General features: G+C 36.6%; 11 protein-coding genes. All 11 read left to right on the top strand.

Annotation, left to right across the window (positions count from 1 at the left end):
* Nucleotides 1-108: 108 nt before the first annotated feature.
* The 11 genes from CBF36_RS00845 to CBF36_RS00795 all read left to right on the top strand — a co-directional run bounded on the left by CBF36_RS00845 (nt 109) and on the right by CBF36_RS00795 (nt 12109).
* The gene (locus tag CBF36_RS00845) at nt 109-1401 is read left to right on the top strand and encodes a solute carrier family 23 protein (protein WP_125955769.1); all 1293 of its coding nucleotides are present in this window, start codon (nt 109-111) and stop codon (nt 1399-1401) included.
* Between the two features lie 15 nt (nt 1402-1416).
* Nucleotides 1417-2343, top strand: a complete 927-nt coding sequence (locus tag CBF36_RS00840) for an aspartate carbamoyltransferase catalytic subunit (RefSeq protein ID WP_125955767.1) — start codon at nt 1417-1419, stop codon at nt 2341-2343.
* A gap of 10 nt (nt 2344-2353) precedes the next feature.
* Nucleotides 2354-3637, top strand: coding sequence for a dihydroorotase (locus CBF36_RS00835; protein WP_125955765.1), 1284 nt, complete (start codon nt 2354-2356; stop codon nt 3635-3637).
* A 5-nt stretch (nt 3638-3642) separates the two neighbouring features.
* Nucleotides 3643-4725, top strand: a complete 1083-nt coding sequence (locus CBF36_RS00830; RefSeq protein ID WP_125955764.1) for a carbamoyl phosphate synthase small subunit — start codon at nt 3643-3645, stop codon at nt 4723-4725.
* Nucleotides 4718-7897, top strand: a complete 3180-nt coding sequence (gene carB / locus CBF36_RS00825) for a carbamoyl-phosphate synthase large subunit (RefSeq protein ID WP_125955762.1) — start codon at nt 4718-4720, stop codon at nt 7895-7897. The genes CBF36_RS00830 and carB overlap by 8 nt, the downstream gene beginning before the upstream one ends.
* 15 nt (nt 7898-7912) lie before the next feature.
* Complete coding sequence (locus CBF36_RS00820) at nt 7913-8692, top strand: dihydroorotate dehydrogenase electron transfer subunit (RefSeq protein WP_125955760.1); 780 nt, start codon at nt 7913-7915, stop codon at nt 8690-8692.
* Nucleotides 8689-9609, top strand: a complete 921-nt coding sequence (locus CBF36_RS00815) for a dihydroorotate dehydrogenase (RefSeq protein WP_125955758.1) — start codon at nt 8689-8691, stop codon at nt 9607-9609. The genes CBF36_RS00820 and CBF36_RS00815 overlap by 4 nt, the downstream gene beginning before the upstream one ends.
* Nucleotides 9606-10328 carry an orotidine-5'-phosphate decarboxylase gene (gene pyrF / locus CBF36_RS00810; RefSeq protein WP_125955757.1) on the top strand — a complete coding sequence of 241 codons (723 nt, stop codon included), beginning with the start codon at nt 9606-9608 and terminating at the stop codon, nt 10326-10328. Before CBF36_RS00815 ends, pyrF begins: the two co-directional genes overlap by 4 nt.
* Nucleotides 10328-10948, top strand: a complete 621-nt coding sequence (gene pyrE, locus CBF36_RS00805; RefSeq protein WP_416340686.1) for an orotate phosphoribosyltransferase — start codon at nt 10328-10330, stop codon at nt 10946-10948. Before pyrF ends, pyrE begins: the two co-directional genes overlap by 1 nt.
* Before the next feature lie 104 nt (nt 10949-11052).
* Nucleotides 11053-11460 carry a phosphate-starvation-inducible PsiE family protein gene (locus tag CBF36_RS00800; protein WP_125955753.1) on the top strand — a complete coding sequence of 136 codons (408 nt, stop codon included), beginning with the start codon at nt 11053-11055 and terminating at the stop codon, nt 11458-11460.
* A gap of 22 nt (nt 11461-11482) precedes the next feature.
* Nucleotides 11483-12109 (top strand): YfbR-like 5'-deoxynucleotidase, encoded by a 627-nt coding sequence (locus CBF36_RS00795; protein ID WP_125955751.1) that lies wholly within the window; start codon nt 11483-11485, stop codon nt 12107-12109.
* Nucleotides 12110-12130: the final 21 nt, after the last annotated feature.

The raw sequence follows: 12130 nt of genomic DNA, 5'->3' as shown, positions 1-12130 counted from the left end.
CTAGGAAAAGCAGAGACGGTTGGTGAAAAAAGTCAAGCACCAATACGTTTTCGTGCGCCTCGTTTCAAAAGTGAAACGAGGATTTTTTATTATAAAGGAGACTGTCAAATGAAAGAAAACTATAGAAACCCAGATGTTGTATTGGATATACATGATAAGCCGAAAGGAATTAAGTGGTTAGGATTAAGTTTACAACATTTATTTACCATGTTTGGTGCTACAGTGTTAGTTCCGATTTTAGTCGGAATTAATCCAGGAATAGCCCTTTTTAGTTCGGGTCTTGGAACGATTGTGTATCTCATTGTGACAAAAGGAAAAATACCGGCATACTTAGGAAGTAGTTTTGCTTTTATTGCAGCCATGCAAATGTTAATGAAAGAGGATGGCTATCCGGCTGTTGCTCTTGGTGCCATTACAACAGGGATTGTTTACTTGATTGTCTCAGCAATCGTCAAGCGAGCAGGATCAGCTTGGTTAGATAAATTACTTCCGGCAATTGTGGTTGGACCAGTCGTGATGGTAATCGGACTTGGGTTAGCAGGAAATGCAGCCAGTCAAGCGATGTATGCTGTCGGAGCAAATGGTGAACAAATTTACAGTGTGAAATACATTGCTGTTGCACTGATTACTATGTCATTAACCATATTTTTTAATATGTATCTAAAAGGGTTCATGGGACTTATTCCAATCTTACTAGGTATTGTATGTGGCTACTTTATCGCTTTAGCGGTAGGCATTGTCGATGTTGAACCAATCAGACAAGCAGCTTGGTTTGCTTTACCAGATTTTCAAGCACCGTTTGTCACATACACACCGAAGTTTTACTTAACAGCGATTGTCACGATGGCACCTATCGCATTTGTGACGATGACAGAGCATATTGGACATTTGATGGTATTAAATAAATTAACAAAAAGAGATTTCTTTAAAGAACCAGGATTAGATAAGACGTTAAAAGGTGATGGATTGGCACAAATCGTAGCAGGTTTAGTTGGTGGCCCTCCTGTTACAAGTTATGGTGAAAACATCGGCGTACTTGCGATTACTCGCGTACATAGTGTGTTTGTTATCGGTGGAGCAGCGGCTTTGGCTATGGGATTAAGTTTTGTCGGAAAATTAACAGCCATTATTCAAAGTATCCCTAACCCAGTTATTGCAGGGATTAGTTTTATCCTATTCGGAGTCATTGCATCAAGCGGATTGAAAATCCTGATTGATAATAAAATAGATTTTAACTTAAAACGAAACCTACTAATTGCCTCAGTTATCTTAGTAGTGGGAATCGGTGGATTAACATTCCAAGTTGGAGCGGTTGCTGTATCTGGTATGGCTCTTGCCACATTATTTGGAATCATTTTGAACTTAATTTTACCTGAAAAAGCAAAAAGCGAATTAGAATAAAAAGGAGAGGCTCAAATGATTATTACATCAGAACGAATTAGTTTAAAACATTTATTAACTGCTGAGTCATTAAGTGATCAAGAAGTGATGGGATTAATTAAGCGAGCACAGCAGTTCAAACGAGGAGATAAACCTCAATTGACAAATGACCAATATTTTGTTGCAAATCTTTTCTTTGAAAATAGCACAAGAACACATAAAAGTTTTGAAGTAGCAGAGAAAAAGATGGGGATTGATGTAATTGAGTTTGATGCTAAAACAAGTTCTGTTTCAAAAGGAGAATCATTATATGACACCGTCTTGACCATGTCAGCGATTGGGGTACATGCCTGTGTGATTCGTCACTGGGAAGAAGATTATTATAATGAATTGATTCAAAGTAAAACCATTACAGCATCCATCATTAATGGTGGAGATGGTAGTGGCAATCATCCAACACAGTGTTTACTTGATTTATTGACTATATATGAAGAGTTCGGACATTTTGACAATTTAAATATTGCGATATGTGGCGATTTAACGCATTCACGGGTGGCAAATTCAAATATGAAAATGTTAAAACGACTTGGAGCAAATCTGTTTTTCTGTGGACCAGAAGAATGGTACAACAAAAAATATGAAGCATATGGAACTTACATGCCGATAGATGATGTTTTAGATAAAGTAGATGTGATGATGATGTTACGCGTTCAACACGAACGTCATGAAAGTGGTGAAAGTTTCTCAAAAAAAGACTACCATCAACAACATGGGTTAACTAATGAACGGGCGAAACAAATGAAAGAAAAAGCCATCATCATGCATCCAGCACCAGTTAATCGTGATGTTGAATTGGCAGATGAGTTGGTTGAAAGTTATCAATCACGAATTACCCAACAAATGACAAATGGTGTGTTTATGAGAATGGCAATTTTAGAAGCGATTTTACAAGGAAAATCTTAGGAGGATGAACATGAAAACATTAATTAAAAATGGACAAATGGTTACAAATAGAAATCAGTTAATCCCAGTAGATATTTGGATTGAAGAAGGGAAAATCAAAGGGATTGGTCAGTTTACTGAAACAGCAGAAAGTTTTGAACAAGTTGTTGACGCGAAAAACGGATTGATAACACCAGGATTAGTTGATGTTCATGTGCATTTTAGAGAACCAGGATTTGAATACAAAGAAACGATTGAAACAGGAAGTCGTTCAGCTGCAAAAGGTGGGTTCACCACTGTATGTGCTATGCCAAACGTTAATCCTGTACCTGATACACCAGAAAAATTAACAGATATGTATCAACGTATTGAAAAAGATAGTGTAGTAAATATCTTACAATATGCGCCGATTACGAAGAAATTAAATAGTGAAGAATTAGTTGATTTTGTCGGTCTAAAAGAAGCTGGCGCATTTGCTTTCACAAATGATGGCGTAGGTGTTCAAACAGCCGGTGTGATGTATGAAGCGATGAAAGAAGCAGCAGCACTTGATATGGCGATTGTGGCCCACACTGAAGACGAGAGTTTATTATTTGGTGGCGTGATGCACTTAGGTGAAAAATCAAAAGAGTTAGGATTACCAGGAATTATGAGTGCAACAGAATCATCACAGATTGCAAGAGATGTGTTATTAGCAAAAGAAACTGGTGTTCACTATCATGTCTGTCATGTTTCAACGAAAGAAAGTGTTGAAGTCATTAGACAAGCGAAAAAACATGGTATTCATGTGACGTGTGAAGTGTGTCCGCATCATTTAATTATGACAGATGGTGATATCACGCACGACCACGGCTACTTTAAGATGAACCCACCATTAAGAGCATCTGACGATCAACAAGCTTTGATTGACGGATTACTTGATGGAACGATTGATTGTATCGCAACAGATCATGCCCCACATGGACATGAAGAAAAAAATCAAAGCATGATTGACTCGCCATTTGGGATTGTGGGAAGTGAAACAGCTTTTGCATTAATGTATACACACTTTGTTAAAACAAATCGTTTCACATTAGAGCAAGTGGTGTACTGGATGACAGAAGCCCCATCTAAACTATTTAACTTAGAAACAGGCTCATTAAATATTGGAGCAGATGCAGATATTGCCATTTTTGACTTAGAAAAGGAAGTCACAATTCCTGAAGAATTTGTATCAAAATCACATAATACGCCATTTAGTGGAGAAAAAGTTATAGGGGATACATTGTATACCTTTGTAAAAGGAAAAATGGTTTGGAATAAAGAGGAGGCGTAAGTAAAATGAAGCGATTGTTAATCTTAGAAGATGGAACATGTTATGAAGGAGAAGGATTTGGTGCACCAAGTTCAGCAACAGGTGAATTAGTATTTACAACAGGGATGAGTGGTTATCAAGAGATGATGACAGACCCTAGTTTTAAAGGGCAAATTTTATTATTTACTTACCCAACAATAGGGAATTATGGGATTAACCGAGATGACTTTGAGTCAATGTCTCCAGCTTGTTCTGCCATTGTAGTAAGAGACGTTGCAAGAGTGGCATCAAATTGGCGTTCTCAAGCGACATTAGATGAATTTCTGAAACGAAAAGGCGTTCCAGGAATTAGTGGAATTGACACACGCGCTTTAACGAAAAAAATTCGTGAAAAAGGTGCGATGAAAGCAAGCATCATCGATGTTGTATCTGACTTAAATCATGCTTACGACCAGTTAAGAGCAACTGTCTTACCATCTACGCAAGTTCAATCTGTCTCAACAACTAAGCCATATAGTATCCCTGGTACAGGTGCAAATGTTGTCATAATCGATTTTGGAATGAAACAAAGTATTCTGCGTGAATTAATTAAGCGAGATTGTCATATTACGGTTGTTCCTTATGATACAACAGCTGATGAGATTTTATCTTATCAACCAGATGGTATCATGTTATCAAACGGTCCTGGTAATCCAAAAGATTTACCATTAGCATTAAAAACGATTTTAAAACTTCAAGGTGTTGTCCCAATCTTTGGTATCTGTTTAGGTCATCAACTACTAAGTTTAGCAAATGGTGCTGATACGTATAAAATGCGGTTTGGTCACCGAGGAGGCAATCATGCGGTTCGCGAAATTGCGTCTGACTCTGTTTACTTTACCTCACAAAATCATGGTTATGCCGTCTCACTTGATAGTTTAGACACAACAGAATTAATGTTAACCCATGTTGATATTAATGATGGATCTGTAGAGGGAGTAAAACACAAAAATCACCCGGCATTTTCGGTCCAATTCCATCCGGATGCAGCACCTGGACCACATGACGCGGTTTCAATTTTTGATGAGTTTATTGAATTAATGGAAAATTGGGGGAATCAACATGCCTAAAAGAGATGATATAAAAAAAATACTAGTGATTGGTTCAGGACCAATCGTTATCGGACAAGCTGCCGAATTTGACTATGCGGGAACACAAGCGTGTCTTGCATTAAAAGAAGAAGGCTATGAAGTTGTTTTAATCAACTCCAACCCAGCGACCATTATGACAGATAAAGATATTGCAGATAAAGTTTATATTGAACCCATTACGTTAGAATTTGTCACAAAAATTTTACGAAAAGAACGTCCAGATGCAATATTACCAACGCTTGGTGGGCAAACAGGATTGAATATGGCCATCTTGTTAAATGATAAAGGAATCTTAGATGAATTAGGGATTGAATTATTAGGAACAAAAATCAGTGCCATCGATCAGGCAGAAGACAGAGATTTATTTAAACAATTAATGGAAGAGTTAAATGAGCCAATTCCTGAGAGTGTGATAGTTCATACGGTAGAAGAAGCAGTCGAATTTGGTAAAAAAATCGGTTATCCCTTAATTGTTCGTCCAGCTTTCACACTAGGTGGAACAGGTGGCGGTATGTGTGACGATGAAGAATCACTCATCGCCATCACAAAAAATGGTATTAGTCTGTCCCCCGTAAATCAATGTTTAATTGAAAAAAGTATCGCAGGATATAAAGAAATCGAGTTTGAAGTGATGCGAGATAAAAATAATCAAGCTATCGTTGTCTGTCACATGGAAAACTTTGACCCAGTTGGGATACATACTGGAGACTCAATCGTGTTTGCCCCTTGCCAAACATTATCAGATGTTGAAGTTCAGTTACTAAGAGATGCCTCACTTAAAATTATTAAGGCATTAGAAATTGAAGGTGGCTGTAATGTTCAGTTAGCTTTAAATCCAGATAGTTATGAATACTATGTGATTGAGGTAAATCCTCGTGTAAGTCGTTCATCCGCTTTAGCAAGTAAAGCAACAGGTTTTCCAATTGCCAAAATAGCAGCGAAAATTGCGGTTGGCTTAACATTGGATGAAATGAAAAATCCAGTCACACAAACAACTTATGCGATGTTTGAACCAGCTCTTGATTATGTGGTATCAAAAATTCCACGTTGGGCATTTGATAAATTTGAACATGGTGATAGAATACTAAGCACTCAAATGAAAGCTACTGGTGAAGTCATGGCGTTAGGTCGCACAATTGAAGAATCATTACTTAAAGCGGTACGTTCATTAGAGATTGGGTTACATCACATTGACTCAGAAGAATCAAAAGACTTATCAGATGACGAGTTAATCAAACAAATGGTTGAAGCCAAAGACGATCGATTATTTAGAGTAGCAGAAGGTATTAGACGAGGTATGACAATCCAAGATATTGCTCAGTTTACCAAAATTGATATCTTCTTCTTAGATAAAATCAAACGCATTATTGAGATTGAAGAAGCATTGGTTAAAAATCCACAAGATATTGACGTTTTAAAAGAAGCCAAACGATATGGCGTGGCAGATAAAGTGATTGCTAAATTATGGAACATCTCAGATGATGAAGTTTTACAATTAAGAAAATCACATAATATTTTACCAGTTTATAAAATGGTAGACACGTGTGCGGGAGAGTTTGCTTCAGAAACACCATACTTCTATAGTACTTATGAAGAAGAAAACGAAAGCGACAAAACTGAAAAAGAATCAGTAATTGTATTGGGTTCAGGACCAATCCGTATCGGTCAAGGCGTAGAGTTTGACTACGCAACAGTTCATTCAGTCAAAGCGATACAAGAAGAAGGATATGAAGCGATTATTATTAATAGTAATCCAGAGACCGTTTCAACAGACTTCTCCATTTCAGATAAATTATACTTTGAACCTCTAACTTTGGAAGATGTTTTAAATGTTGTCGAGTTAGAACAACCTAAAGGAGTGATCGTTCAATTTGGTGGTCAAACGGCGATTAACCTTGCTGAGGGATTGACTAAACATGGTATTCCAATTATTGGAACAACTTTAGAAGATTTAGACAGAGCAGAAAATCGTGATAAGTTTGAACAAGCTTTACAAGAACTGGGTATTCCTCAGCCAGAAGGATCAACGGCAACGAATGAAGCAGATGCGATAAAAATTGCTGAAAGAATTGGTTACCCGGTTTTAGTAAGACCAAGTTATGTTTTAGGTGGACGTGCAATGGAGATTGTGTGGAGTACCAAAGATTTAAAACGTTATATGGTTGAAGCAGTAAAAGCCTCACCGGAGCATCCAATTCTAATTGACCGATATGTTGTCGGAACAGAATGTGAAGTCGATGCGATTTGTGACGGGGAAGATGTCTTAATTCCTGGTATTATGGAACATATAGAGCGTGCTGGAGTCCATTCAGGAGATTCAATGGCAGTGTATCCTCCACAAACGATTAGTCAAACAGTGATTGATAAAATTGTCGACTACACGCAAAAATTAGCAAAAGGGTTGAACTGTAAAGGAATTATGAATATCCAGTTTATCGCTCAAGGAGAAGACGTGTTTGTTATTGAAGTAAACCCTCGTGCCAGTCGAACTGTGCCATTCTTAAGTAAAGTGACTGATATTCCAATGGCAAAACTTGCAACTCAATTAATTTTAGGACATACATTAAAAGAATTTGGTTATGAACCAGGATTATATAAAGAGAGTCCGATGGTTCACGTTAAAGCCCCAGTGTTCTCATTTGCCAAATTACATGAAGTTGACACCCAATTAGGACCAGAAATGAAATCTACTGGTGAAGTCATGGGAACGGATCGTACGATGGAAAAAGCTCTTTATAAAGCATTTGAAGCAAGTGGCATGCACTTACCAGATTATGGAAATGTTCTATTTACCATATCAGATGATTTTAAAGAAGAAGCATTAAGTTTGGCTAAACGTTTTTCAGATATAGGCTATGGTATTATCGCAACAGAAGGAACAAGTAAGTATTTAACAGATCAAGGACTAATTGTTGAAACAGTCGCTAAAATTGCTGAAACTAATCAATTTAATGTCATTGATAGCATTCGTTCAAATAGAGTAAACCTAGTGATTAATACCACAGGAAATAACGTAAAAGAAACATCAGATGGGTTTAGAATCAGACGTTCAGCAGTCGAAAATGGTGTGCCTCTTATGACATCACTTGATACAGCAGAAGCGATTCTTAGAGTATTGGAAGCAAGAAGTTTTACCGCATTATCACTATAATAAAGGAGACTGGATATGAAACAAGAGATGATGGAGATTGTCAATCAAGTTGAATTAGCACCACGTATATTTGAAATGACGTTAAAGGGAGAGTTAACTCAAGAGATGGTAACGCCAGGTCAATTTATTCATATTCGTGTTCCAAGAGAGGACTTACTTCTTAGACGACCAATCAGTTTAGCAGAAATTAATCATGACAACCAGACTTGTAAAATTATTTACCGTGTTGAAGGTGATGGGACAAGAGCATTTAGTCACTGTCAATTAGGAGAAAAACTCGATTGTTTAGGACCTTTAGGAAACGGTTTTGACATAAGTATGATTGAAGAAGAAGATGTGGTTTATGTAATAGGTGGAGGAATCGGTGTTCCTCCTCTTTATGAGTTAGGACGTCGATTAAAAGAAAAAGGAGCAAATATTTATTTCTTAAATGGGTTTGCTTCAAAAGACGTCATGTATTATGAAAAAGAATTTAGTGAGTTAGGCTCATTATTCATTGCAACAGATGATGGCTCATATGGGACACATGGTCATGTTGGGATGTTGATAGATGACGTAAGCCAAAAAACAACTAAACCAAAAGCCATTTATGCATGTGGTGCTCCAGGACTACTAAGAGCTGTTGAATCGACGTTTAGTGACCATCCTCATGTTTACCTTTCAATGGAAGAGAGAATGGCTTGTGGTGTGGGAGCATGTTATGCGTGTGTTTGCCAATCTAAAAAAGACCCTACCGTAAATAAAAAAGTCTGTGATGAAGGCCCAATATTTAAAGCAGGAGAAGTGATAATATGAGTCGATTAAGTGTGAGTATCCCAGGATTAGAATTAAAAAATCCGATTATGCCAGCTAGTGGGTGTTTTGGATTTGGTGATGAGTATGCTAAATACTTTGATTTAAGTAAACTAGGTGCCATTATGGTTAAAGCCACTACTGCCGAAATGCGTTATGGTAATCCCACACCACGCGTCGCTGAAACGCCAAGTGGGATGTTAAATGCTATCGGATTACAAAATCCGGGATTAGAAACAGTTATGGCAAAACAATTACCTTCTCTTGAAAAATATGATGTTCCAATCATTGCCAATGTTGCGGGTTCTACCGTTGATGACTACAAACGAGTATGCGAAAGAATTGGTGACGCACCAAACGTTAAAGCGATTGAATTAAATATATCTTGTCCTAATGTCAAAGAAGGCGGGATTGCTTTTGGCACGAGTGCTGATGTGGCAGCGGAGTTAACAGCAGCAGCTAAATCAGTGGCAAATGTACCAGTCTATATCAAACTTTCTCCTAATGTAACAAGTATTGTGCCAATTGCTAAAGCTGTGGAAGAAGCAGGAGCAGATGGTATTACGATGATTAATACACTACTTGGAATGAGAATTGATTTAAAAACTAGAAAACCAGTTTTAGCTAACGGTACAGGCGGTTTATCAGGACCAGGGATTAAACCAGTCGCTATTCGAATGATTCATGAAGTGTCACACGCAGTAGAAATTCCGATAATCGGAATGGGCGGCGTGTCTACTGTTGATGATGTCATTGAAATGTATTTAGCAGGAGCAAGTGCTGTCGCAGTAGGAACAATGAATTTTACGGATCCATATATTTGCCCTAAATTAATTGATGAATTACCTAGTAGAATGGATGAATTAGGAATTGAATCAATTGAACAACTAATCAAAGAAGTGAAAGAAGGTAGAAAATGAGAGAAGAAAGACCAGTTATTGCACTCGATTTACCAAGTAAAAAAGCAATTGAAGCATTTTTAGCCCATTTTCCTTCTGATGAATCACTTTATGTTAAAGTAGGAATGGAAATTTTTTATCAAGAAGGGCCAAGTATTGTATCATGGTTGATTAGTGAAGGACATGATGTGTTTCTTGATTTAAAACTTCATGATATTCCCAATACAGTCTATTCTGCCATGAAGGGTATTGCCAAATTGGGAGTGTCGTTAACCAATGTTCATGCAGCTGGTGGTAAAGAGATGATGGAGATGGCCTACAAAGGATTACAAGAGGGAACACCTAAAGGTCAGTCTGTTCCTAAATTGATTGCTGTCACCCAATTAACGTCAACAAGTGATGAACAAGTCAAACAAGAACAACTCATTTCAGTTGGATTAAATGAAAGTGTTAGACACTATGCTGTACTGACTCAAGCATCAGGACTTGACGGAGTAGTTTGCTCCGCTCATGAAGCCAAAGACATTAAACAACATACAAGCGATGATTTTGTTTGTCTTACACCTGGTATTCGTTTAGCAAGTAATGATGTGGGTGATCAAAAACGTGTCATGACACCAAGTAAAGCAAGAGAAAACGGCTCAACTTTTATTGTTGTTGGAAGACCAATTACGAAAGCAGAAAATCCTTATACAGCTTATTTAAACATAAAAAACGAATGGAACGGAGAGAATCACTAATGAAACAAATTGCAAAAGAGTTATTATCTATTAAAGCAGTATCTTTAAGTCCAAATGAGCCATTTACATGGGCAAGTGGGATTAAAAGTCCAATTTATTGTGATAATCGTTTAACGATGAGTTATCCTGATGTTCGAAAACAAGTAGCAAAAGGATTAGCTAATTTAATTAAAGAAAACTTTCCTACAGTAGAAGTGATTGCAGGAACAGCTACTGCAGGTATCCCACATGCAGCATGGGTAGCAGAAGAACTTGGTTTACCAATGGTTTATATCCGTGGAAAATCAAAAGACCATGGAAAGAAAAATCAAATTGAAGGACGTATTGATAACGGAGCAAAAATGGTTATCATTGAAGATTTGATTTCAACTGGAGGAAGTGTGATTGATGCAGCCCAAGCTGCTAAACGTGAAGGTGCAGATGTTCTTGGTGTTGCAGCAATCTTTACTTATCAATTACCAAGTGGTTTTGAAAACTTTAAAGAGGCAGATATTCCTTTTTATACATTAACTAATTACGATGAATTGATTGAAGTGGCAATCGAAAATGACTACATTTCACAAGATGATCGTTTATTATTACAAGAGTGGAAAAAAGATCCTTCAGCTTGGTTAAACTAGAAAATGACCTACGATACTTTCGTGGGTTTTTTTGTAACGTTTTATAGTTGCATTATTAGACACTTTATTATTTAATATAGATACTATTTATTTTAGGAGGATTTATGGAAGAAAAATTAAAATACTTGTTAAGTGTGGTTATGAATATCTTTCTATCCATTTTAGCTATCTTAATTATTATTTATATGGGGTTTGATTTAGTCAGTATTTTTAAATTGATTTTTACGCAAGGGGATGTTGGAGCAATTGACTCCATTGCAGATTATATTTTAGGCTTTTTTATGTTATTTGAATTTATTATTATGACATTAAAGTATATTGATGATGCACACAATGTACCAATTAAATACTTGGTATTGATTAGTATTACGGCTATTTTACGTCAACTTTTAGTGGTCCATAATAATGGAGGACAAACCTTATTGTTAACAATTGCTATACTAACATTAACGTTAACACTCTATTTATTAGAGTTAATTAAAGCGAAAGAAAAAATTAGAAAAAACAAATAATAAGAAAAGGATGGTGCTTTTTATGGGATTAAATGATTTTATTTTGGGATTAAACAATTTAGAAACAATCGTACGTGCACCAGGTTTTTTTAAATTCACACCACATACCGTTGCAGCACATTCCTATCGTGTGACATCAATTGCTCAAGTGTTAGGGGATATTGAGGAGCATAATGGGGTAGAGATTAATTGGAAGAGTTTATACGAAAAATCACTAAACCATGACTATACAGAGCGGTTTATTGGAGATATTAAAACACCAGTTAAATATGCCAATAAAGAATTAAGAGGGATGTTACAAACAGTTGAGGAAAAAATGACGGATGAATTCATTTCACAAGAAATACCAGAAGAATTTCAAGACATTTATCGCAGACGCTTATTTGAAGGAAAAGATGATACGGTAGAAGGTGAAATTTTATCAATTGCTGATAAAGTGGACTTATTATATGAATCGTTTGAAGAAATCGTTAAAAATAATCCAGAGAGTGTTTATAAAGAAATGTTCCTAGAAGCGATTCAAACCATACAGGAATACAAGCATCGTCCGTCTGTTATCTATTTCTTCGAAGAGATTTTTCCAGAGTTATTAGATAAGTCATTTTATGGAAAAGAAGACTTTGTAAAGCAAGTTAATCAATATTTATAAGCCAAAACGCTATTTATCATT

It is taken from the genome of Vagococcus bubulae, assembly GCF_003950315.1.
In the GTDB taxonomy this organism is placed as follows: Bacteria; Bacillota; Bacilli; order Lactobacillales; family Vagococcaceae; genus Vagococcus; species Vagococcus bubulae.
This window is presented reverse-complemented; position numbering and strand designations above follow the sequence as displayed.